We start from the raw sequence: 22,548 nt of genomic DNA on the forward strand, positions 1-22,548 counted from the left end.
CGGGCGGCCAAGGAGCCCGCATTGCTCGACGAAGCCGAACGCCTGAAGCACTTCATCGCCTCGGTCAGCGACTACGCCATCTACATGCTCTCCCCCGAGGGCACGGTGGTGAGCTGGAACCTGGGCGCGCAGCGCTTCAAGGGCTACGCGCCGCACGAGATCATCGGCCAGCACTTCTCGCGCTTCTACACCGACGAGGACCGTGCCGCCGGCGTTCCGGCCTTGGCGCTGCAGACCGCGCGCGAGCAGGGAAAGTTCGAGGCCGAGGGGTGGCGCGTGCGCAAGGACGGCACGCGCTTCTGGGCCAGCGTGGTGCTCGACCCGATCCGGGACGACGAGGGCGAGCTGATCGGCTACACCAAGATCACGCGCGACATCACGGACAAGAAAGCCGCGCAGGACGCGCTGCGGGAAAGCGAGCAGCGCTTCCGCGTCCTGGTGCAGGGCGTCACCGATTACGCGATCTACATGCTGTCCCCCGAGGGGAACATCACCAACTGGAACTCCGGCGCCCGCCGCATCAAGGGCTACGCCGACGAGGAGGTGATCGGCAGCCACTTCTCGCGCTTCTACACCGAGGAGGACCGCGCGGCCGGCGTGCCGCGGCGCGCGCTCGCGGAGGCGGCCGAGCACGGCCGCTTCGAGGCCGAGGGCTGGCGGGTCCGGAAGGACGGCACGCGGTTCTGGGCCCACGTGGTGGTCGACCCGATCCGCGACGAGCAGGGCCAGCTGGTCGGCTTCGCCAAGGTCACGCGCGACATCACCGAGCGCCGCGAGGCCGCCGAGCAGCTGGAGCGCACGCGCGAGGCGCTGTTCCAGGCGCAGAAGCTCGACGCGATCGGCAAGCTCACGGGCGGCATTGCGCACGACTTCAACAACCTGCTGAACGTGATCACCAACGGGCTGTCGATGCTGCGACATCGCAGCACCGAGGCCGAGACGCTGCGGCTGGTCGACAGCATGGAGAAGGCGGCCCGCCGCGGCGCATCGCTGACGCAGCAGCTCCTGAGCTTCGCGCGGCAGCAACCGCTCAAGCCGGAGGCGCGCGACGTCGGGCGGCTGGTCATGGCTTTCGAGACCGTGCTGCGGCGCGCGGCGCGCAGCAACGTGCACTTCAACGTTCGCGTCGCGCCACGGCTGCCGGCGATCATGGTCGACGCGACGCAGTTCGAGACCGGCCTGCTCAATCTCGTGGTCAACGCGCGCGACGCGACGCCGGAGGGCGGCACGATCACGATCTCGGCCGACGTCCACGAGCTGCGGGACGGCGAGCTCAACAACCTCCCGGCGGGCCGCTACGTGGTGGTCAGCGTGCAGGACACCGGCACCGGCATGCCGCCCCACGTCGTGGCGCAGGCCATCGAACCGTTCTTCACCACCAAGCCTCCCGGCAAGGGCACGGGCCTGGGCCTGAGCCAGGTGTACGGGCTCCTGCAGCAGTCCGGCGGCGACCTGCACATCCAGTCCGAGGTCGGGAAGGGGACGACCGTCTCCATGGTCTTCAGGGCGCTGGAGGAGTCGACCAGCGCCGTGGACGCCGGGCACGACGAGCTCGAACGCGTGCTGGTGGTCGACGACCAGCCCGAGGTGCTGGAGATGGTGGCCGAGATCTTCCGCAACCTGGGTTTCGACGTCCTCACCGCCAGCGACGGGCGCAGCGCGCTCGACCTGCTGGAACGCGTCGACCGGAAGGTGGACTGGCTGTTCAGCGACGTCGTGATGCCGGGACTCAATGGCGTGGAGCTGGCCCGCAAGGTGCAGGCGTCGCATCCCGACGTGCGCATCATCCTGGTGTCCGGCTACGCGGCGCCCGCGGGCAGCCTGGGCGACTTCGAGTTCCTGTCGAAGCCGTTCTCGGTGGCCGACGTGGCGCGGAAGATGCGGTCGATGGCTCGTTGACCGGTGCGGCGCTGCCGCGCCTGCGTGTGGATTGCGGGTCAAGCCCGCAATGACAAGCCCTGGGTGGATTGCGGGTCGAGCCCGGAATGACAAAGCAGTTGTCATTCCGGCGAAAGCCGGAATCCATCCTTGGTCGCTGCCGCCCGTCCCTGGCGGCACAATGGTCCGATGACCCGCCTGCTGCCCTTGCTCGCCGCCATCCTCGTCGTCGCCTGCGCGACTCCCCTCGCGCCGCCGGTGACCACCCCGTCCGGCCTCGTCTACCAGTCGCTGCGTGAAGGCTCCGGGCCGTCGCCCGCTGCCACCGACACCGTGCGCGTGCACTACCGCGGCACGCTGCCGGACGGCAAGGAATTCGACAGCTCGTATGCGCGCAAGGAGCCGGCCGAATTCCCGCTGAACCGCGTGATCAGGTGCTGGACCGAGGGCGTCCAGATGATGAAGGTGGGCGGCAAGGCGCGGCTCACGTGCCCCGCATCGATCGCCTACGGGGATCGCGGCGCGGGCGGCGTGATCCCGCCGGGCGCGACGCTGCTGTTCGACGTCGAACTGCTGGCGATCCAGGGCCGATGACACCGCGGCCGACGCTGCAGACCGAGCGGCTGCTGCTGCGGCCCTTCGTCCCCGCGGACGCCGCCGACGTGCAGCGGCTCGCGGGCGACGTGCGCATCGCGCGCGGCACCGCCGCTGTGCCGCATCCGTATCCCGACGGCGCCGCGGAGCAGTGGATCGCGTCCCACGAGTCGCTGGCTGAAGCGGGGCGCGAACTGGTGGTCGCCGTCACCTTGCGCACGTCCGGGGAGCTGGTCGGCGCCGCCAGCCTGCTGGCGATCTCCGCCGTGCATGCGCGCGCCGAGCTCGGGTACTGGATCGGCACGCCGTATTGGTCGCAGGGCTACGCCACCGAAGCGGCACGGGCCTTGGTCGACTGGGGCACGCGCGACCTGGGCCTCACGCGCATCGTCGCGCGCTGCCTCGCCTGGAACACCGCCTCCGCCGCGGTGCTGCGCAAGGTTGGCCTGGAGGACGAAGGCCGGCTCGTGCAGCACGAGATCCGCGAAGGCGTGCCCGTGGACTCCTTGTTGTTCGGGCTCGTGCTGCCCGGGCGCGCGTAGTCAGCCGTCGGTCGGGGCCGGCTCGATGTCGGTCACCACGCGCGCATAGCGTTGCCGGCTCCAGTACGCCGACGCCCAGTCGAACAGCACGACGATGCGGTTGCGAAAGCCGATCAGGAAGTACACGTGCGCGAACAGCCAGAACAGCCAGGCCGGGTAGCCGCTGAACTTCACGCGGCCGAAGGGCGTGGTGAGATCGACGACGCCGGCGTTGCGGCCGATGGTCGCGAGGTTGCCGTAGTCGCGGTAGCGGAACGGCTCGGTGGGTTCGCCGCGCAGGCGCCGCACGATGTTCGTCGCGGCGGCGCGGCCCATCTGCTTCGCCGCGGGTGACACGCCCGGCACCGGCGCCGGTTCCTTGCCCGGCACGTGGCTGCGCGCGGCAGCCAGGTCGCCGACGACGCTGATCTCGGGATGGCCGGGCAGCGACAGGTCGGGTTCGACCGTCACGCGGCCGGCGCGATCGACCTGCGCACCCGTCGCCTCGGCAAGTCGGCGTCCCAGCGGCGATGCCGCCACGCCCGCGGCCCAGATCACGCAGCGGCTCGCCAGCCGGTACGGTGCTCCTTCGGCCGGCGTGACGTCCAGGCCGTGCGCATCGATCGAGGTGACGCGCGAGCCGGTGCGCACTTCGACGCCGAGCTTGCGCAGCTGGCGCGCGGCCTTCTCGCTCAGGTCCTCGGGCATCGCCTGCAGCACGCGCGGGCTGCCTTCGAGCAGCAGGATGCGGGCCTGGGCGGGATCGATGCGGCGGAATTCGCCGGGCAGCGTCTGGCGCGCGATCTCCGCCAGCGTGCCGGCCATCTCCACCCCGGTCGGCCCGCCACCGATGACGACGAAGGTGAGCCAGTCGGCGCGCCGTTGCGGATCACGTTCCTTCTCCGCGCTCTCGAACGCCAGCAGCACGCGGCGGCGGATCTCGAATGCGTCGTCCAGCGTCTTCAGGCCGGGGGCGAACCTGGCCCACTCGTCGCGGCCGAAGTAGCTGTGCGTCGCGCCGGCGGCGACGATGAGGTGGTCGTAGGGCAGGGTGCCGTCGTCGGTGGTGTGCACGACGCGCTGCACCGGGTCGATCGATGCGACCTCGGCCAGCAGGCTGGTGACGTTGGCCTGCTTGCGGAACAGGTGCCGCACGGGCGCCGCGATGGCGGGCGCGGACAGGCCCGCCGTCGCGACCTGGTACAGCAGCGGCTGGAACAGGTGGTGGTTGGTGCGGTCGACCAGCGTGATGTCCACCGGCGCGTCGCACAGCGCCTTGGTGGCCTCGAGCCCGCCGAAGCCGCAGCCGATGATGACGACCTGCGCGCGCGGCGCGGAACCTGCCGGATGTGCCATGCGGGGATTATCGGCAACCCCCATGCCACGGCGGCGTGCCTGTGCGAAGCTCGCCCGCATGCCGTCGACACTTCGCCTGTCCGTGCTCGACCAGTCGGTGAATCGCGCCGGCCGACCGCAGGACGAATCCATCCGCCACACCGTGGCCCTCGCCGAACACTGCGAGCGCTGGGGCTACCACCGCTTCTGGCTCAGCGAACACCATGCCTTGCCCACACTGGTAGGCACCGCGCCGGAGGTGCTGATGGCCGCGGTCGCGGCCCGCACGCAACGCATCCGCATCGGCAGTGCCGGCGTCATGCTGCCGCACTACGCGCCGTTCAAGGTCGCCGAGCAGTTCCGCGTGCTCGATGCCCTGGCGCCTGGCCGCATCGACCTGGGCGTGGGCCGCGCGCCCGGTAGCGACCAGCGCACCGCGCGCCTGCTCAATCCCGACCTGCAGGCGTCCGAGGACTTCCCGCGGCAGGTGTTGGAACTCAAGGCGTGGGTGACCGGCGAGGAGTTGCCCGAGGGTCATCCAGGCCGCGGCATCGCGGCACTGCCGGTGACGTCGACGGCGCCGCAGCTGTGGATGCTGGGCAGCTCCGCGTATGGCGCGCAACTCGCCGGCCACCTGGGCTTGCCGTACGCGTTCGCGCACTTCATCACCGACGGTGAAGGCTGCGAGCAGGCGCTGGACCTGTACCGCTCCACGTTCCGGCCCGGCGTGCTGCAGGAGCCGATGGCCGTGGTCTGCCTGTCCGCGCTGGTCGCCGAGACCGACGAGGAAGCCTGGCACCAGTTCAAGAGCCGCGAGCGCGCGCGCATCGACCGCCGCACCGGCCGCTTCGGCCCGCTGCTGCCGCCCGAGCGGGCGCCGCGTGCGTACAGCGAAGCCGAGGAAGTGGAGGCGCGGCTGCTGCGCGAACGCGCCATCGTCGGCGCGCCGGACGACGTCGCGCAGCGCCTGCACAACCTCGCGTCCCGCTGGAAGGTGGACGAGCTCACGCTGGTCACCTGGACCTGGGACCCCGCGGCGCAGCGCCGCTCCTACGAATTGCTCGCCGCGGCCTGCGGCCTGGCCTGACCGGTTCCCACACGACAAGGAGACACCCATGTTCCCCACCGCGATCGCCGGCAGCCTGCCCAAGCCCGGATGGCTGGCCGAGACCCACAAGCTGTGGCCGCAGTGGAAGGCCACGGGCGACGCGCTGCGCGAAGCCAAGGCCGACGCCACGCTGATGTGGATCAAGGCGCAGGAGGACGCGGGGCTGGACGTGGTGGGCGACGGCGAGCAGTCGCGCCAGCATTTCGTGCATGGGTTCCTGGAGCAGGTCGAGGGCATCGACTTCGAGCACAAGGTGAAGATGGGGATCCGCGACAACCGCTACGACGCGATGGTGCCGCAGGTGGTCGGTCCGCTGCGGCTGAAGGGCCGGGTGCACGCATTCGAGGCACAGCTCGCCCGCGCGCACACGAAGAAGAAGCTGAAGTTCACCATGCCGGGCCCGATGACCATCGTCGACACCGTGGCCGACAAGCACTACGGCGACCGCGTGAAGTTGGCGATGGCGTTCGCCGAATTGCTGAACCAGGAGGCGCTGGCGCTGCAGGCCGACGGCGTGGACATCATCCAGTTTGACGAACCGGCCTTCAACGTCTACATGAAAGACGCCGCCGCCTGGGGCGTGCAGGCGCTGGAGCGCGCCGTGCAGGGCCTGACCTGCACGACGGCCGTGCACATCTGCTACGGCTACGGGATCGAGGCGAACAACAAGTGGAAGGAAACGCTGGGCGAGGAGTGGCGCCAGTACGAGCTGGTGTTCCCCGCGCTTGCCCGCAGCAGCATCCACCAGGTGAGCCTGGAGTGCTACCACTCCCACGTGCCGCCGCAGCTGATGAAGCTGCTGGAGGGCAAGGACTTGATGGTCGGCGTGATCGACGTCGCCAGCGAGGTCGTCGAAACGCCGGAACAGGTCGCCGACACCATCGGCAAGGCGCTGCAGTACGTGGCGCGGGAGCGGCTGATCCCTTGCACGAACTGCGGCATGGCGCCGATGGACCGCGAGGTGGCCCTTCGCAAACTGCAAGCCTTGGCCGCTGGTGCTGCGCTCGCGCGGGAGCGCTTCGCTTGAAGGCGGACTCCCGAACGCAGAAGTCGCAGAAGTAGCGCAGAAGGCGCAGAAGATTTCTAGGTCTTCAGCTATTGTTGATGACGCGGTGCACGGCTTGGGTAACGGGGAATTGGTGGAAGTTGATCAGAAGACCCAGCCGCAGCCCTGAAAGACGCAGGTAGGACAGTAGCTGCGCGCGGTGAGCCGTAGCGACGAAGTCCACTGTCTTCAGTTCGACGATCAGCCGGCGGTCAACGACGAAGTCGGCCCGGAATCCATGGCCGACGGCAACTCCCTTGTAGGTCGCCGCGATGGCGACCTCGCGCTCGAACGCGATGCCGCACAAGTCGAACTCAAGCGCCAGTGCTCCCGCATAGGCACTTTCCAGCAAGCCGGTGCCGAAAACTCGCTGAACTTCGACAGCCGCTCCGATCACGCGGGCGGTCAGGTCATCCCTTTCCATTACTCCTTTCTGCGACTTCTGCGCTTCTTCTGCGTCCTCTGCGTTAGGGAGTTCCCTCCGCACCTCGGAGGAGGCAGGCACGCCCGTTGCCCGCACGGGAGTTCACTTTTCCAACCACCGAGAAGGGACCCCATGGCCATCAACCTCTTGAAGGACCGCGGAACGGCGCTGGACAAGCAGCGCTTCACGTGGAAGGAGCTGGCGGGCAAGCCGATCAGCAAGCTCGACGACGACGCGTTCACGCGCATCCGCGTGATCCTCATGAACGGCGTCGAGCTCGATTCGCTGCGCTACAAGCAAGTGCTCTTGCGCTGCAACCGCGAAGCACGGGTGCCGGTCGCGCAGATGCTGCGGGCGGAGCAGCACCAGGCGACGGCGGTCAACTGGCTGCTGTCGGCCGACCACTCGCCGCTGGAGACGACCATCGCGTACGAACAGGTCGCGATCGAAGTGACGGCGTCCATCGCGCAACTCGAGCCGGACGCCTACATGGCGCAGGGCTACCGCTATGGCCTGCTCGAGGACTTCGACCACCTGTACCGCTACACCGCGCTGCTCGACCGGCTGGAAGGCAAGGACGCCAACAACATCCTGCAGGGCTACACGGACGTGGTGCCGGGGCGCCCGACGATCGACCACCACCGCGCGCCGGAGAACGACCTGCTGGAGCCGTACGCGGCCGAAGCCGCGCTGGCGACGAAGCTGCATGCGATCACGCTGGTCGGCGGCGAGTACCAGACGCACGACTACTACATGAACATCGGGCCGATCTTCGCGGACCCGGTGGCCCGCATGCTCTACGCCGAGATCGCGAGCGTGGAGTCGCAGCACATCACGCACTACGGCTCGATGCTCAACCCCGAGGAATCGCCGCTGGAAAAGCTGGTGCTGCACGAGGCGATGGAGGTGTGGAACTACGCCGCTTGCGCCGAGCAGGAACCGAACCCGCGCCTCAAGGCGCTGTGGGAGCGGTTCCTCGATTACGAGCTGGGGCACCTGCAGGTGGCCATGAAACTGTTCAAGGACTTCGAGAAACGCGATCCGGCCGAACTGCTCGGCGACGGCAGCCTGCCGCCCGGCATCGACTTCAGCAGCCAGCGCGAGTTCGTCCGCAAGGTGCTCGCGGCGGAGGTGCAGCTGCGCAAGGACGGCACCCAGTTCGTGGACGAGGACGACGAGGCCGTGTCCTCGCTGAAGTACCGCAACCAGCTCAACTCGCAGGGCTCGCCCTCGCAGGCCGTGTCGGCCGCGTACCAGTGGATGCCCGGCACCGAACTCAATCGCAACGCCGCCACGGCCCAGCCGTCGGCCGCCTGAGAGAAGAAGGAGGACCCTCATGGACAACACCGTTTCCGTCGGCATGAACCGCACCGGCCTCGACATGGCCCCGAAGTCGCGCGAGAAGCTCGTCGCCTTCGCCCGGCAGCAGGCCGGGCGCGCCTCCAACGAAACCGCCGCCTGGTCCGAGCTGCACAAGGTGCACGCGCTGGAAGCTGATCGCGTGGGCACGGTCCCGGTGCCGGCGCGGATCAAGGGCATGGCGACCACGATGCTCGACACGCTCAAGGGCAACAAGCCGCAGGTGCTGATCGACAAGCTGGGCGAGCGCCTCGCGTACGAGCGCACCGGCGTGCGCCTGTACGAGGCCTTCCTGCTGAAGGTGGCCAGCGCCAGCGAGGGCTTCGCGCCCGACCTCGAGGCCGTGGCGGCCATCCGCGACGACGAGCGTTCGCACTTCGAGCTGCTGGGCAAGACGCTGCAGCAGATCGGCGCGGATCCGACCGCGATGACGCCGTGCGCCGACGTCGCCGGCGTGATGGCGTCCGGCCACCTGCAGGTGCTGACCGACCCGCGGACGACGATCGCGCAGGCGCTCAACTCGCTGCTGGCCGTCGAGCTGGCCGACAACGCGAGCTGGGAACTGCTGATCGAGCTGCTGCAGGGCGCCGGCCACAAGGACCTGGCGCAAGGCTTCACCGTGGCGCTGCAGACCGAGGAGACGCACCTCGCGACGGTCAAGGCCTGGCTGCGCCAGGCCGTGCTCGAGGAAGCGACCTGATGACGGGCCGGGGCGTGCTGGTGTAAGGTCGTCCGCATGGCGCACGACCACGACCACCCGCACGGCCCCGGCGATCACCACCACGACGACGCACGCTGGAAGCACGACGGCGTGCGCGTCATCCCGGCCAACCAGCTGGATCCCAACGTCCCGTCGACGGCCGGCATGGACCGCAAGGCCGCCATCACGTTCGCGCGCGTCGGCGCGCAGAAGCTGTGGGCAGGCACGGTCACCATCCACGCGAATGCGAAGACCGGCGCGCACCACCACGGGCCGCTGGAAAGCGTGATCTACGTGGTCAAGGGCCGCGCCCGCATGCGCTGGGGCGACCACCTCGAGTTCACCGCCGAAGCAGGCCCGGGCGACTTCATCTACGTGCCGCCCTACGTCCCGCACCAGGAGATCAACGCCAGCCCCACCGAGGTGCTGGAGTGCGTCCTGTGCCGCAGCGACGGTCAAGCCGTCGCCGTGAATCTCGACATCGAACCGGTGGAAAAACCCGAGACGGTGCTGTGGGTGGACCCGACGCACCCGACGGGCGGGGTCTAGCCGAGCCCCGTCGTCCCCGCGGAGGCGGGGACCCATCGCTTCCTTGCGGAAGCTGCGGAGGCGGAAGCGATGGATTCCCGCCTTCGCGGGAATGACGATTCGTGGGCCGCTAGGTCCCCTCCGGGTAAGTCTCCGGCACCTCCACCCCTTCCGGCTCCACGCAGTCCGCGATCGGCTCCAGGGAGCGCGTTTGGTCCAGGTGCACAATGGCGTCGAACTGCATCCCGATGCGCGCGTCGAAGTAGTGGCTATGGCGCTCGCTTTCGGGCAGGTAGATCACGCCGATCGCGCGTTCCAGCAGGGGCAGGTCCAGCAGGCGGCGCAGGTGGGGATCGGCATGCGGCTCCAGCACGAAGTCGCCGAGGCCGGTGTCGTGGAACAGCGCTTCCCAGCTGCCCGCCAGCCCCGGCCGCACGGTCTTGGCCACGCCGGGCTCGTCCCACTCCGACGCGGCGCGCACGGTGCCTTCGTAGGTCGTCGCGCCGATGAGGAACGCCTCCTCGCCCCAGCGCTGGCGCACCAGTTCACCGACGTTCCATTCGCCCTGGTCATGCATCTGCGTCGCGCTCGCGTCGCCCAGGTGCGAGTTGTGCGCCCACACCGCCATCCGCGGCGGCGAGCCCATGCGTTCGTGCAGGTGGCCTTGCAGCGCCTGCAGCGTGTCGACCATGTGCAGGTCGCGCAGGTTCCACGACGACGCGCGGCCGCGGAACATGCTGCGGTAGTACTGCTCGGCGTCGTGCACCAGCTTCGCGTTCTGCTGCGCGTGGAACAGCGCGTCGGGATCGTCGTCTTCCGGCGTTCGCTGCTCCATCAGGTCCCGCAGCTGCGCGAGCACCGCGTTCTCGCAACTGAGGCCGGCACCGAAGCCGGCCGCGTAGCCGTACGCCTGCAGGTCCTGCTGGAAGTGGTCGAAGCACGCATACCGGCGGCGCGCGCGGCGCGCGGCTTCCGCGTCGGTGCGGTCCAGGTACTGCAAGACCGCCTTCACCGAGCCGAACAGGCTGTACAGGTCCATGCCGTAGACGCCGCACTGTTCCCAAGGCGCGCGGCCCATGTTGAACGCGCGCAGCCACACGATGAAGTCGCGCATGACCGTGTTGCGCCACATCCAGGTCGGGAAACGCTGGAAGCCGGCGAGGGCGTCATCGGGCGTGCCGCCGTCCAGGCCACGCACCCAGCGGTTCACGCGCCACGTGTCCGGCCAGTCGCCTTCGATGACGACGGCGCGGCAGCCATGGTGCTCGACGAGTTGCTGCGTCAGCTCCGCGCGAAACGCATAGAACTCGTGCGTGCCATGGCTCGCTTCGCCGATGAGGACGAGGCGATGCGCGGCGGCGGCGCGCACGAGCGCTGCATCGGCACGGATGCCTTGCAGCGGGCGCGCGTGGCGCCGGACGTCGTCGAGCAAGCCGGGCTCACGCGAGGCAGCCATGCCCCACCGGGGCAAGGCGCGTGCCCCCGCCGCCCGCCGGTGGCATCGGCGCCGTCCTACAGCGGTGGTCGTCCAGCCAGCCTAGAACTGGTGCAACCTCAGGAGTCCGCCATGTCCATCCAGCAGCTGCTGCACGCCGACGTCACGCGCGTGGTGGTCGTCGCGCTGGTCGCCGCGATCGTCCTGCTGTCGACGCTGGCGATCACATTGACCGAGATGGTCGTCCCCTGATCAGGCGTCCAGCGGAGCGACGCCCAGCACGAGCTTGCCGAAGTTGGCGCCGCTGAACAGGCGGTTCAGCGCGTCGGGGAAGTTGTCGATGCCCTGCACGACGTCCTCGCGGCTCTTCAGGCGGCCGTCCTTCAGGTAGCCGGACAACTCGGCCACGGCCTGCGGGAAGCGGCTGGCGTAGTCGAACACCACCATGCCCTGCATGCGCGCGCGGTGCACCAGCAGCGACAGGTAGTTCTTCGGTCCCTGGATCGGCGTGGTGTTGTTGTACTGGCTGATGGCGCCGCAGATCACGATGCGCGCGTTCATCGCCAGACGCGCGAGCACCTCGTCGAGGATGTCGCCGCCGACGTTGTCGAAGTAGACGTCGACGCCGTTCGGGCAGTGCTGCTTCAGCCCCGCGCGCACGTTGCCGGCCTTGTAGTCGATGCAGGCGTCGAAGCCGAGCTCGTTCATCACCCAGTCGCACTTGGCCGTGCCGCCCGCGATGCCGACCACGCGGCACCCCTTGATTTTCGCCAGCTGCCCCACCGTCTGGCCCACGGCGCCGGCCGCCCCGGACACCACCACGGTGTGGCCCGGTTGCGGCATGCCGACGTCGAGCAGGCCGAAGTAAGCCGTCATGCCCGGCATGCCCAGTACGTTGAGCCACTGCGTGACGGTGCCCAGGCGCGTGTCGATGGGCACCAGGCCCGCGCGCTTGATGCCGGCCGCGTCGAACGCGGCGTACTCCTGCACGCCGAGCACGCCCGACACCAGGCTGCCCTGCGCGAACTTCGGATGCGACGACGCGAGCACGCGGCCGACGCCGCCCGCGCGCATCACTTCGCCGATGCCCACCGGCGGGATGTAGCTCTTGCCTTCGTTCATCCAGCCGCGCATGGCCGGGTCGAGCGAGAGGGCGAGCGTCTGCACCAGCACGCCGCCCTCGGGCGCGGCCGGCACGGGCTCCGTGGTGCGTTGCCAGTCGTCCGCGTTGGGCAGGCCGATGGGGCGGCGGGCGAGACGGAACTGGTGGTTCATGGCGGCGGTGGTCATCGGAGCTCCTCTTCAGCTGCATCGTAGGCGGGGCCTGGACAGGGCAGGGTAGCGCGGGTGACACCTTCCCTGCATGCGGAGCACGCGTGCTGTAATGACCGGCCGAGGACGCCGACCTACGAGGAAGGAGCCCATCCGTGCCCGTCACCCAAACACTCCACGACCGCCATGCCGCCGCGTCGACCGGACGCGAGCAGCTGGCCGTGCGCCATGCCGAGGTGCGCGCGCACAGCCTGGCACTCGCCTCCACGCTCACGCCCGAGGACCAGTGCGTGCAGTCCATGCCCGATGCCAGTCCCACCAAGTGGCATCTCGCGCACACCAGCTGGTTCTTCGAGGCCGTGGTGCTCGCCCCGCACGATCCTGCCTACCGCTGCTTCGATCCCGCGTACGCGCGCCTGTTCAACAGCTACTACGAGTCGCTCGGGCCACGCCATCCGCGTCCCCGCCGCGGCTTGCTCACGCGGCCGTCGCTCGGGGACGTGCATGCGTACCGCGAGCACGTCGACCAGGCGGTGCAGCAGTTCATCCTCACCGCGCCGGCCGCGGAATGGGATGCCGCACGCGACCTCGTCGAGCTGGGCCTGCAGCACGAGCAGCAGCACCAGGAACTGCTGGCCACCGACATCCTGCATGCGTTCAGCTGCAATCCGCTGCTGCCGGCCTGGCAGCCGCACGACACGCCGGCGCTGCGGCTCGCGCCGAGCACGCCGGCCCTGCGCTGGCTGGAGCATGACGGCGGGCCCGTCGACGTCGGGCACGAAGGCGACGGTTTCGCGTTCGACAACGAAACGCCGCGGCACCGCGTGTGGCTGCAGCCGTTCGCGATCGCCGACCGGCTCGTCACCTGCGGCGAGTACCAGCAATTCATCGAGGACGGCGGCTATGCGCGTGCGTCGTTGTGGCTGTCCGATGGCTGGGCGGCGGTGCAGCAGCAGGGCTGGATCGCGCCGGCCTACTGGCTGGCGCCCGGTGGCGCACGCGCGCCGTCGGATCAATGGCAGGTGTTCGGCGCGCAGGGCGTGCGCCCGCTCGATGCGGCCGCGCCCGTCACGCACCTGAGCTTCTATGAAGCCACGGCCTTTGCCGAGTGGGCCGGTGCCCGGCTGCCGACCGAGTTCGAATGGGAGGCGCTGTGCGAAGCACCGGGCTTCCTGCAGCGCACGGGCCATGCATGGCAGTGGACCCGCTCCTCGTACGACCCCTATCCCGGCTTCCAGCCCCTGGCGGGCGCGGTCGGTGAATACAACGGCAAGTTCATGGTCGGGCAACTGGTGCTGCGGGGCGGCAGCGCCTTCACGCCGGGCGGCCACGCGCGGCCGACGTACCGCAACTTCTTCCCGCCGGCCGCACGCTGGCAGTGCACCGGCCTGCGGCTGGCGAAAGGACGTGCATGAATGGATCGACGGTCGCGCTGCTGCGCGACGTGCTGCGCAGCGAGGCCACCGCTTCGCCTTTCCTGCGCGACCTGCAACGCGCCCTCGCGGAGCCGCCGCATTCGATCTCGCCCAAGTACTTCTACGACGACGCCGGCTCGCGCCTGTTCGAACGGATCTGCGAGCTGCCCGAGTACTACCCGACGCGCACCGAGACGTCGATCCTGGCCACGCATGCCGCCGACATCGCGCGCGAGATCGGCACCGGCTGCGACCTGGTCGAATTCGGCGCCGGATCGTGCACCAAGGTGCGCTTGCTCCTGCGTGACCTGCAGCCGCGTCGCTTCATCCCGATCGACATCTCCGGCGCGCACCTGGAGCAGGCCGCGGCCGCGCTGGAGCGCGAGCATCCCGGCCTGCTGGTGCTGCCCCTGGCAGGCGACTACACGCAGGTCGTGCACCTGCCGCCGCCGTTGCCCGGCGCGCGCCGCGTCGGTTTCTTCCCCGGTTCGACCATCGGCAACTTCACGCCGTCCGAGGCGCTGGACTTCCTGCGCAGCGCGGCGCGGCTGCTGCGCGGCGGCGGCCTGCTGCTGGGGGCGGACCTGGTGAAGGACCCGGCGGTGCTGCATGCCGCATACAACGACGCGCAAGGGGTGACGGCCGAGTTCAACCTGAACCTGCTCGCGCGTGCCAACCGCGAGATCGGCACCGACTTCGACCTGGACCGCTTCTGGCACAGCGCGTTCTACAACGCGGCCGAGCGGCGCATCGAGATGCACCTGGTCAGCCGCGCGCGCCAGCAGGTGCACGTGGGCGGCCGCCCGTACCTCCTGGAGGAAGGGCAGGCGTTGCACACGGAGAATTCGTACAAGTTCGGTGTCGAAGGACTGCGCCGCCTGGCGCGCGAAGCCGGCTTCACGCCGGGCCCGGTGTGGACCGACCCGGACCACCTGTTCAGCGTGCACTGGCTGCACGCACCGGATTGAAGGACGAGGACCAAGGATGAAGGCAAGCTGGAATGGCGTCGTGCTCGCGCAGAGCGACGACACGGTGCTGGTGGAGGGCAACCACTACTTCCCCGAAGCGGCGCTCGACCGCAAGTACGTCACCTTCTCGAACCACAAGACCAGCTGCCCGTGGAAGGGGCAGGCCAGCTACTACTCGCTGCTGGTCAACGGCGAGATGAACCCGGACGCGGTCTGGTACTACCCGGACCCCAAGCCCGAAGCCGAGATGGTCCGCGGGCGAGTGGCGTTCTGGAAGGGCGTGACGGTCGGGGAGTAGGCCGCGCGGACACTTTCCCGTCGTCCCCGCGGAGGCGGGGACCCATCGTTTCCATCAAGCGCCCCGGGGCGGAAGCGGTGGATTCCCGCCTCCACGGGGAATGACGGAGAGCGCCTTCGCGGCGACCGGCCTGCCCGCAGCGGTAAGCTCGGCGCATGCTGCTGCCACCCCCGTATTGCGCCGCCGCCGAGGTCCCGGCCCTGCTGCGATCGCGCGGCTTCGCGGCCGTCAGCCCGCCCGGCGTGGCCGAGCTCGCGGGCCGCCCGCTGCCGCACCTGCAGGCGCTGGCGCCGTCGTGGGACGACCTGCCGCCCGACACCTACCTGAAGGACGGCGGACGGTACCGCCGGCGCCGCCATTCCTGCTTCGTGGCCGAGGGCGGCAGGCTCGAGCAGGCGCCGCACCGCGCGCACTGGCAGCCCGTCGAATACAACGCGCTGCACGGCGGCATGCAGCGCTGGTTCGAGCCGATGCAGCCGGACGTCGTCGCGCAGCCGGCCTGGTCCGGGCTGCTGCTCGCACTGGCCGGCATCGCGTCGGGCCTGCGCGGCGCGCAGCCCTGGTTCATCGAGGCGCACCAGTTCCGCATCGACACCACCGACGGCATCGGTCGCCCGACGCCGGAAGGCGCGCACCGTGACGGCGTCGACCTGGTCGCGGTGTTCCTGGTCGACCGCACGGGCATCAAGGGCGGCGAGACTCGCGTGTTCGACGCCGACGGCCCCGCGGGCCAGCGCTTCACGCTGGCCGAGCCGTGGAGCGTGCTGCTGCTGGACGACGAGCGTGTCGTGCACGAGACCACGCCAATCCAGCCGAGCGAGCCCGGCGGGCACCGCGACACGCTGGTGCTCACGTACCGCGCCGGCGGCTTCCAGGGCGGCTGAGCCATCCGGTTCGGAAGGCACCGACGGCGGACATCTGCGCCGTCGCACACCACGCCTGCGCCGCCGGCCGTAGCGTCGGCACATGACCAGACCTTTCGAGACTTCCGACCTGGAACTGCACCGCAAGGTGGTCGACGTGCACTGCACCGCCGCCGCGCCGGCCGCGGTGTGCACCGTCCGGTCCGTCGACCGTGCGCAGGACAGCTACCGCCAGACGCTCTGGCTGCTGCCGCTGGACGGCGGCGCGCCGCAGCAACTCGGTGGCGACGGCTCCGGGCAATCGCCGCGCTGGTCGCCGCAGGGCGACCGCATCGCGTTCCTGTCCAGCGCCAGCGGGTCGATGCAGGTGCATCTGATCGATCCCGACGGCAGCGGCGTGCGCCAGTGCGGCCAGTTGCCCGGCGCCGTGTCGTCGCTGCGCTGGGCAACCGATGGCAAGAGCCTGCTCGTCACCGCCGCGGTGAGCGTCGACCCGGACCGGCATGGCAAGCGCGGCCCGGCGGGCGCCTCCGGGCCGACCACGCCCGAAGTCGCGTGGAAGCTGCCCTACAAGTCCGACGGCATGGGCTACCTGCTGCGGCGCGAGATCCACCTGTTCCGCATCGATGTGGAGAAGGGCGACCACGAGCAGCTCACCGACGGCAACTTCGACGTCTTCAGCTTCGTGCCGTCGCCCGACGGCCGGCAGGTCGCGTATGGCCGCACGCGCGAAGGCCGCTTCGCGCACCGCACCGACCTGTGGCTCTGCGACGCCGACGGCGGCCGCGCGCGCCAGCTCACGCGTGACTTCGCCACCGTGCTGCAGCCGTCGTGGTCGCCGGATGGCTCGAAACTCGCCTTCGCCGCCGCGCAGCAGGAGGGCAGTGCGCAGAACGCGCTGTACGTGCTCGATGCCGCCACCGGCCGCATGAGCCAGCTGGGCGACGACAACCTCGAGGTGGCCGACGGCATGTCGGTGCACTGGTCGGCGGATGGCGAGCGCGTGGTCTTCACCCGCGCCTGGCACGGCTGCCACGAGGTGTGCGCGATCCCGGCGGCCGGCGGCGAGCTGCAGGTGCTCGTGGCCGGCGAGCGCCAGTTCGGCGCGTTCTGCGGCGACGGCGAGCGCTTCGTGTTCAGCGTCGACCATCCGGCGGAACCGAACGAGCTGTGGACGTGCGAAGCCGACGGCCAGCACGAGCGGCGGCTGAGCGACTTCAACCCCTGGTGGCGCGAGCGCACGCCGCTGGTGGCGGAGCACCGCGAGTTCACCGTGCCGGACGGCGAGGGTGGCCGCGAGACGATCGAAGGCTGGCTGATCCGGGCGCGTGACGTGCAAGGCCCGCAGCCGCTGGTGGACGACGTGCACGGCGGCCCGGCGAGCTACGCGCTGCTGGACTTCGAAACCAACGTGTACTGGCAGGTGCTGTGCTCGCGCGGCTGGGCGATCCTGGCGCTCAACACGGTCGGCTCCGCCAGCCAGGGCCGCGAATTCTGCGAACGCCTGAACGGCCGCTGGGGCGAACTCGACCTGCCGCAGCACCTGGAGGTCGTGCGGCAACTGCAGGACGACGGCACGTGCGACAAGCGCGTGGGCATCGTCGGCAAGTCGTATGGAGGCTTCCTCAGCGCGTGGGCGGTCGGCCACACGCAGTTGTTCCGCTCCGCGGTGGTGATGGCGCCGGTCGGCAACATCGAGACCCACTACGGCACCTCCGACGGCGGCTACTACGCGGACCCGCTGTACGTGGGCAGCAAGCCGCGGTTCGATCGCCACCGCGCGCGCGAGCTGTCGCCGCTGCAGCACATCGAGAAGTCGAAGACGCCGGTGCTGTTCCTGCAGGGCAAAGACGACGAGCGCTGCCCCAAGTGCCAGTCCGAGGAGATGTTCGTCAGCCTCATGCGCGCGGGCGACACGCCGGCGGAACTGGTGCTGTACCCGGGCGGCGACCACCACTTCCTGAGCGACGGCGCGCCCTCGATGCGCCGCGATGCGTGCGAACGCATCATGGATTGGCTTGCACGCTGGTGCGAACGCCCCGCGCCGGCGGCGAAAGCCGAGCAGCGCGAGGAAGTCTCCGAGAGCTAGGCAGCAGCCGGTTCGAGCCGGCGCACGTGCTTCGCGGCGAGCACCAGCGCGCCGAGCGCCAGCGCCGCCTGCACGGCAGCGATGGCCGCTGCTGTGCCCGGGCCAGGGTCAGGCAAGGCCAGCACCGGGAACACCAGGCGCGCGACCTCCGGCAGGCCGAACGTCACCAGCACGAACGGCAGCAGCAGGTCGGCCAGCGCGATGTAGAAGATCGCGCGGCCGACCGGGTTGCGCAGCGGCGTGAGCAGTCCGAAGCAGCCGACGATCGCCGCGTCGCGCAGCGCGAGGCACGCGGCCACCAGCAGGGCGGACGCGAGGACCTGGCCCGGCAATGCGAAGGCGAACGCCGCAGCGCCAACGATGACGGCCAGCGCGCCATGCAGCAGCCAATCCGGAATGCGGTGCTGCCAGCGCGCCGCGCCGGGCCGCCACGCGCGCAGCGTGCGCGCCAGGCTGACCGGCGTCAGCGGGTCCACGACCGCCGAGACGTACGTGGCGAGCACGAGGATCGCGGCCGCGAGGCCGAGCGCTTCGCCGGTGGTGACGCGGTCGTGGGTGGGCGTCGACAGGCCCGCCCACCACAGCGCCGCGAAGGCAGCAAAGGCCGGCCAGGCCCAGGGCTGCACCGGCTCGCGCAGTTCGCGCGACAGGGCGCGCCACGCCGCCAGCACGGCCCACCCAGCGAACAGCACCATCGACAGCGCGGCGAAGGTTTCCACGGAGAGCAGCAAGCCCCACCAGCGCACCAGCGCGCGCTGCCGGTCGGCCAGCAGCATCAAGGCCATCGGGGCCATCTGCAGCAGCCCGATGAAGACGACGACGGCCCCGCCGCGGCGTGCACGCTGGCCCACTTGTAGATGCGAGCCGGCGGCCGACAGCGCGACGCCCAGCGCGTGCAGCAGCACGGCGCCGCCGAGCATCGCCACGGTGAACGCCGCGACGTTGGGCAGCCGCGCCTGCAGGCCCGCGATCAGGAACACCGCGAGGCACCAGGCGCCCACATACCACTGGAACACGGGCGCGCCGAACACCTTGCCCAGCGCGAGCTCGGCGGCGGTCGACGCCGACATGCGCTGGAAGTCCCACGTGCGCTCGCGCGCTTCCTCGGACACGCTGGCCAGCGCGCGCATCGTGCCCCAGCCCAGCGTCACGGCCAGGAAGAGGCCGGCGGCGCCCCACGCGAGCGCCTTCGACGGGCTCCTTGCCGCCACGAGCGGGATGGCCGCCAGCGTGGCGAGCACGAGCGGCGCGATGACGAGCCGGTGCCAGCCGAGGTCGAGCCAGGCGTAGCGGCGGATTTCGGGGTTCATGCGGGGCTCCCTTCCGGCACGCGCGCGCTGCGCAGGTAGGTGTCCTGCAGGCTCTCGCGCATGACGGTGCATTCGGCGACGGGCGCGCCGGCCTCCACCAGGGCCTTCAGCAGGCGCGCGGCGCCCGCATCCTGGCCGGGCATGTCGACGGTGAGCAGCAACGGGTCGCCGCGGTCGCGCAGGCCGGCGCCTTGCGCTTCCCAGAAACCGGGCGGCGATTGCCACGCACCGGCGAGGCGGATGCGCAGGCGCTGCACGCCGGCCTGCACGTGCCCGCCGAGCTCGACGAAGTCGGACACGCGGCCATCGCGGATGGCGAGCATGTGGGTCGAGTACTCCTCCAGCTCCGCGAGGATGTGCGAGGACACGACCAGCGTGTGGCCCTGTGCGCGCAGCTCGCGGAACAGGCCTGACAAGCTGGCGCGCGCTTCGGGGTCGAGGCCCGACGCCGGTTCGTCGAGCAGGATGACGTCGGGCGAATGCACGATGGCCTGCGCGATCGCCAGGCGCTGGCGCAAGCCGCGCGACAGCGCGCCGGCGCGCACGTCGAGGCGGTCGGCGAGACCGACGCGGCGCGCTGCCTGCGTCACGGCCGCCTGCGCGCTGGCGCCACGCATGGCCCGCACCGACGCCGCGTGCACCAGGCACTGGCGCACGGTGAGCTCGTCGTACAGGCCGAAGAAGTCGCTCAGGTAGCCGAGGTGGCGCTGCGCCTGCCGCGGCTCGTCCAGCACGCTGATGCCGCACACCTGCACGCGGCCCTCCACCGGCTCGTCGAGGCCGGCGATGACGCGCATCAGCGTGCTCTTGCCGGCGCCGTTCGGCCCCACGAGCGCGAGGACCGCGCCGCGCGGGACCGCGATGTCGACGCCACGCAGCGCCCGCTTGCCCGGGTAGTCGAAGACGAGGCCGTCGACGGTGATGACGGCGCCGTCACGCATCGCGCACGTCGCCGATGGCGTTGGTCCCGAAGTCCGGACGGGCCAGGTACGCGAGCACCCGGCGCGCCGCGTCCTGCGCCGACGTCAGCTGGCCCTGCGCCTTCAGGCCCTGGAAGGTGCCGACATCGGGGAACTGCGAAGGATCGGCGCCGCGCATCTGCACCTGCATGTCGGTGTCGATCACGCCGGGCGCGAGCGAGCACACCTTGGCGCCGTTTCGCTGCTGTGCCTGCTCGAGCGCGAGGCAGCGCGTGAAGTGGTCCAGCCCTGCCTTGCCCGCGCAGTACACGGCCTGCGACGCCATCGCGCGGCGGCCCAGGCCGGAGGAGATGTTCAGGACCTTGCGCGGGCAGGTCCACGATGCGGTGGCGCGCAGGAAGGCGCTGGCCAGCAGCATGGGCGCCTCGAGGTCGACGCGCAGCGCCTGCACCAGGTCGGCCGCCGAGATGGCGTCGACCGGGGCGATGGTGGGGACCACGCCGGCGTTGTTGATCAGGGTGGCGCTCGCGATGCTGGCTGCGTCGCGCGAGGCGATCCAGGTCTCCAGCTTGGCGGCGGCGGCGTCGGTGCGCGCAAGGTCCTGGGGCCACTGCACCAGCTTGCGCCCCAGCGATCGCGCGCGCTCCTCGAGCGCATCGTTGGTCTTGCGCGAGATGCACAGCAGGTCGTGGCCGGCGTCCAGCAGCTGTTCGGCCATCGCGAGGCCCATGCCGCGCGAGGCGCCGGTGAGGATGGTCAGGGGCGTGGTCATCCCGCCATCTTAGGCGGCCACGACCAGCGGGAAGTCCGCGCGCCAACCTTCGGCGCCGGCGGTGAAGGGCACCGTGACCGCCGCGCGGTCTTCCGCACCGAGGCTGCGCCAGAGGCCGTCGCGCGCGTTGTGCGGGTCGCCCTGCACGTACACCTGCGTGGTGAGCAGCTCGCGTTGCGCGAGGCGGGCCTTCAGGTGGATGTGCGGCGTGCGGCCCGTGTACGGCACCGGCCGGAGGGTGCGGAAGCGCCAGCGGCCCTGCGCATCGACGGCGACGCGGCCGAAGCCCTGGAACGCCGGGTCGGCGCCGCCGTCGCCGGGATGGTGGTAGTGGCCGGCCGCATCGCATTGCCAGATTTCGACGACGCCCCCGCCGACCGGGCGGCCGTCCACGTCCGTGAGCGTGCCTTCGAGCCAACCCGCTTCGCCCTTCGCATAGCGCTGCGCGCCGTTGCGCAGCAGGTCGAAGTCCGTGTCGGAGGGGAGGGCGACGGGATAGAACGGGCCCTCCGTCTGGCGCGGCGTCAGGCGGCGCGGCGCCTGGGCCAGCGCGCTGCGCCACAACGCGGGCGCGACGACGAGGGCGGCGGCGACGGTGCGGCGGGTGGGCAGGCGGCTGGGCATGGCGGGCTCCTTGCGATCGCTTCCAGCGTAGCGCGCCTCAGAACGGCGCGTGGCTCTGCCACGCCATGGGCTCGCCGCTGGCTGGGTGCACCAGCTGCAGCTCGCCGGCGTGCAGCAGCAGGCGGCGCGCGGCTGCTGCAATGTCGGGCGGCGCATAGAGCGCATCGCCGACGATCGGGTGGCCGATGGCTTGCAGGTGGACGCGCAGCTGGTGCGAGCGACCGGTCACCGGCTCCAGCTCGACGAACGTGGTGCCGGCGAGCGGACCCGGCCCGACGGCTCGCCACCGCGTGAGGCTGGGCTTGCCCTGGTCGCGATCCACCACCTGCCGCGGCCGGTTCGGCCAGTCGGCGCGCAAGGGGAGGTCGATCTCAGACCAGTCCGGCGAGGGCTCGATCTCGCCCCCGGCCACGGCGACATACCGCTTGTGCACGCGGTGTCCTTCGAAGTCCATGGACAACTTCCGCTGCATGTCGGCGCCGCGCGCGAAGAGCAGCAGCCCCGACGTTGCCTGGTCCAGCCGATGGACGATGAGCGCGTCCGTGAAGTGCTGCTGCACCCGCCGCGCCATGCAGTCCTGCTTGTCCTCGCCACGGCCGGGCACCGACAGGAGTCCGGCCGGCTTGTCGACCACGACCAGCCATGCGTCGGCATGGACGAGCCAGGCCGGCGCCCCTGCCGATAATCCGCCGACCATGGCCGCCGCCCTCACGTCCCCCGCCTCGCTGCAGACCATCGTGCTGCTCGTGTGTTCCAACCTGTTCATGACGCTGGCCTGGTACGGCCACCTGAAGAACCTGGCCGACAAGCCCTGGTGGATCGCCGCCGTGGTGAGCTGGGGGATCGCACTGGCCGAGTACCTGCTGCAGGTGCCGGCCAACCGCATCGGCTTCCAGCAGGCGGGGCTGTCGGTGGCGCAGCTCAAGATCATGCAGGAAGTGATCACGCTGGCGGTGTTCGTGCCGTTCGCGGTGGTCTACCTGCAGCAGCCGCTGAAGCTGGACTACCTGTGGGCCGCGCTGTGCATGGTGGGCGCGGCGTACTTCATGTTCCGCGGCTGACGGACGGCGCAGGGGCGCCCGTTACACTC

General features: G+C 70.6%; 23 protein-coding genes. 14 read left to right on the forward strand and 9 right to left on the reverse strand.

Annotation, left to right across the window (positions count from 1 at the left end; genetic code table 11):
* Nucleotides 1–21 precede the first annotated feature (21 nt).
* The 3 genes from I8E28_RS07720 to I8E28_RS07730 all read left to right on the forward strand — a co-directional run bounded on the left by I8E28_RS07720 (nucleotide 22) and on the right by I8E28_RS07730 (nucleotide 3,014).
* Complete coding sequence (locus I8E28_RS07720) at nucleotides 22–1,899, forward strand: hybrid sensor histidine kinase/response regulator (RefSeq protein ID WP_275403452.1); 1,878 nt, start codon at nucleotides 22–24, stop codon at nucleotides 1,897–1,899.
* A 168-nt stretch (nucleotides 1,900–2,067) separates the two neighbouring features.
* Nucleotides 2,068–2,472 (forward strand): FKBP-type peptidyl-prolyl cis-trans isomerase, encoded by a 405-nt coding sequence (locus I8E28_RS07725; RefSeq protein WP_200787408.1) that lies wholly within the window; start codon nucleotides 2,068–2,070, stop codon nucleotides 2,470–2,472.
* Complete coding sequence (locus I8E28_RS07730; protein ID WP_200787409.1) at nucleotides 2,469–3,014, forward strand: GNAT family N-acetyltransferase; 546 nt, start codon at nucleotides 2,469–2,471, stop codon at nucleotides 3,012–3,014. The genes I8E28_RS07725 and I8E28_RS07730 overlap by 4 nt, the downstream gene beginning before the upstream one ends.
* Here I8E28_RS07730 and I8E28_RS07735 read toward each other — a convergent pair whose 3' ends face one another.
* Entirely contained in the window at nucleotides 3,015–4,349 is a 1,335-nt protein-coding gene (locus I8E28_RS07735; RefSeq protein ID WP_200787410.1) for an NAD(P)/FAD-dependent oxidoreductase, read from the reverse strand.
* A gap of 58 nt (nucleotides 4,350–4,407) precedes the next feature.
* Here I8E28_RS07735 and I8E28_RS07740 point away from each other — a divergent pair, with 58 nt between their 5' ends.
* Together I8E28_RS07740 and I8E28_RS07745 are read left to right on the forward strand one after the other, a co-directional pair.
* The gene (locus tag I8E28_RS07740) at nucleotides 4,408–5,415 is read left to right on the forward strand and encodes an LLM class flavin-dependent oxidoreductase (RefSeq protein WP_200787411.1); all 1,008 of its coding nucleotides are present in this window, start codon (nucleotides 4,408–4,410) and stop codon (nucleotides 5,413–5,415) included.
* A gap of 28 nt (nucleotides 5,416–5,443) precedes the next feature.
* Entirely contained in the window at nucleotides 5,444–6,463 is a 1,020-nt protein-coding gene (locus I8E28_RS07745; protein WP_200787412.1) for a methionine synthase, read from the forward strand.
* 64 nt (nucleotides 6,464–6,527) lie between these two features.
* Here I8E28_RS07745 and I8E28_RS07750 read toward each other — a convergent pair whose 3' ends face one another.
* Nucleotides 6,528–6,905 (reverse strand): GxxExxY protein, encoded by a 378-nt coding sequence (locus I8E28_RS07750; RefSeq protein WP_200787413.1) that lies wholly within the window; start codon nucleotides 6,903–6,905, stop codon nucleotides 6,528–6,530.
* 132 nt (nucleotides 6,906–7,037) lie between these two features.
* Between I8E28_RS07750 and I8E28_RS07755 the strand changes: the two genes are divergently transcribed.
* The 3 genes from I8E28_RS07755 to I8E28_RS07765 are packed head-to-tail and all read left to right on the forward strand — an operon-like array spanning nucleotide 7,038 to nucleotide 9,513.
* Nucleotides 7,038–8,222 (forward strand): hypothetical protein, encoded by a 1,185-nt coding sequence (locus I8E28_RS07755; protein ID WP_200787414.1) that lies wholly within the window; start codon nucleotides 7,038–7,040, stop codon nucleotides 8,220–8,222.
* Nucleotides 8,223–8,241: 19 nt separating this feature from the next.
* The gene (locus tag I8E28_RS07760) at nucleotides 8,242–8,964 is read left to right on the forward strand and encodes a ferritin-like domain-containing protein (RefSeq protein ID WP_200787415.1); all 723 of its coding nucleotides are present in this window, start codon (nucleotides 8,242–8,244) and stop codon (nucleotides 8,962–8,964) included.
* Between the two features lie 36 nt (nucleotides 8,965–9,000).
* Nucleotides 9,001–9,513, forward strand: coding sequence for a cupin domain-containing protein (locus tag I8E28_RS07765; RefSeq protein WP_200787416.1), 513 nt, complete (start codon nucleotides 9,001–9,003; stop codon nucleotides 9,511–9,513).
* 109 nt (nucleotides 9,514–9,622) lie between these two features.
* Here the strand turns inward: I8E28_RS07765 and I8E28_RS07770 are convergent, their stop codons facing one another.
* Together I8E28_RS07770 and I8E28_RS07775 are read right to left on the reverse strand one after the other, a co-directional pair.
* Complete coding sequence (locus I8E28_RS07770) at nucleotides 9,623–10,948, reverse strand: erythromycin esterase family protein (RefSeq protein ID WP_200787417.1); 1,326 nt, start codon at nucleotides 10,946–10,948, stop codon at nucleotides 9,623–9,625.
* Between the two features lie 231 nt (nucleotides 10,949–11,179).
* Nucleotides 11,180–12,217: an NADP-dependent oxidoreductase gene (locus I8E28_RS07775; RefSeq protein ID WP_200787418.1), complete on the reverse strand. Its 1,038-nt coding sequence runs from the start codon at nucleotides 12,215–12,217 to the stop codon at nucleotides 11,180–11,182.
* Nucleotides 12,218–12,414: 197 nt separating this feature from the next.
* Between I8E28_RS07775 and egtB the strand changes: the two genes are divergently transcribed.
* The 5 genes from egtB to I8E28_RS07800 all read left to right on the forward strand — a co-directional run bounded on the left by egtB (nucleotide 12,415) and on the right by I8E28_RS07800 (nucleotide 17,832).
* Nucleotides 12,415–13,614 carry an ergothioneine biosynthesis protein EgtB gene (egtB, locus tag I8E28_RS07780; RefSeq protein ID WP_207794107.1) on the forward strand — a complete coding sequence of 400 codons (1,200 nt, stop codon included), beginning with the start codon at nucleotides 12,415–12,417 and terminating at the stop codon, nucleotides 13,612–13,614.
* Nucleotides 13,611–14,582, forward strand: a complete 972-nt coding sequence (egtD, locus tag I8E28_RS07785) for an L-histidine N(alpha)-methyltransferase (RefSeq protein WP_200787420.1) — start codon at nucleotides 13,611–13,613, stop codon at nucleotides 14,580–14,582. The genes egtB and egtD overlap by 4 nt, the downstream gene beginning before the upstream one ends.
* A gap of 16 nt (nucleotides 14,583–14,598) precedes the next feature.
* A complete protein-coding gene (locus tag I8E28_RS07790) occupies nucleotides 14,599–14,880 on the forward strand; it encodes a DUF427 domain-containing protein (RefSeq protein ID WP_200787421.1) in 282 nt (93 codons plus the stop codon).
* A 155-nt stretch (nucleotides 14,881–15,035) separates the two neighbouring features.
* Nucleotides 15,036–15,764 (forward strand): 2OG-Fe dioxygenase family protein, encoded by a 729-nt coding sequence (locus I8E28_RS07795; protein ID WP_200787422.1) that lies wholly within the window; start codon nucleotides 15,036–15,038, stop codon nucleotides 15,762–15,764.
* Nucleotides 15,765–15,846: 82 nt separating this feature from the next.
* Entirely contained in the window at nucleotides 15,847–17,832 is a 1,986-nt protein-coding gene (locus I8E28_RS07800; protein ID WP_200787423.1) for a S9 family peptidase, read from the forward strand.
* Here the strand turns inward: I8E28_RS07800 and I8E28_RS07805 are convergent.
* From I8E28_RS07805 to I8E28_RS07825, 5 genes are read right to left on the reverse strand one after another with little or no spacing between them, the layout of a single operon-like run.
* On the reverse strand, nucleotides 17,829–19,142 hold the full coding sequence (locus I8E28_RS07805; protein ID WP_200787424.1) for a hypothetical protein: 1,314 nt from the start codon (nucleotides 19,140–19,142) through the stop codon (nucleotides 17,829–17,831). The genes I8E28_RS07800 and I8E28_RS07805 overlap by 4 nt on opposite strands.
* Entirely contained in the window at nucleotides 19,139–20,083 is a 945-nt protein-coding gene (locus I8E28_RS07810; protein WP_200787425.1) for an ABC transporter ATP-binding protein, read from the reverse strand. Before I8E28_RS07810 ends, I8E28_RS07805 begins: the two co-directional genes overlap by 4 nt.
* On the reverse strand, nucleotides 20,076–20,834 hold the full coding sequence (locus tag I8E28_RS07815) for an SDR family NAD(P)-dependent oxidoreductase (RefSeq protein ID WP_200787426.1): 759 nt from the start codon (nucleotides 20,832–20,834) through the stop codon (nucleotides 20,076–20,078). Before I8E28_RS07815 ends, I8E28_RS07810 begins: the two co-directional genes overlap by 8 nt.
* Nucleotides 20,835–20,843: 9 nt before the next feature.
* Complete coding sequence (locus I8E28_RS07820) at nucleotides 20,844–21,458, reverse strand: dioxygenase family protein (protein WP_200787427.1); 615 nt, start codon at nucleotides 21,456–21,458, stop codon at nucleotides 20,844–20,846.
* A gap of 37 nt (nucleotides 21,459–21,495) precedes the next feature.
* Nucleotides 21,496–22,155, reverse strand: coding sequence for an RluA family pseudouridine synthase (locus tag I8E28_RS07825; RefSeq protein ID WP_200790333.1), 660 nt, complete (start codon nucleotides 22,153–22,155; stop codon nucleotides 21,496–21,498).
* Between I8E28_RS07825 and I8E28_RS07830 the strand changes: the two genes are divergently transcribed.
* Nucleotides 22,154–22,519 (forward strand): DMT family protein, encoded by a 366-nt coding sequence (locus I8E28_RS07830; RefSeq protein WP_200787428.1) that lies wholly within the window; start codon nucleotides 22,154–22,156, stop codon nucleotides 22,517–22,519. The two genes, I8E28_RS07825 and I8E28_RS07830, sit on opposite strands and share 2 nt — an antisense overlap.
* The last annotated feature ends 29 nt before the right edge of the window (nucleotides 22,520–22,548 follow it).

It is taken from the genome of Ramlibacter algicola, from assembly GCF_016641735.1.
GTDB classification, from domain to species: domain Bacteria; phylum Pseudomonadota; class Gammaproteobacteria; order Burkholderiales; family Burkholderiaceae_C; genus Ramlibacter; species Ramlibacter algicola.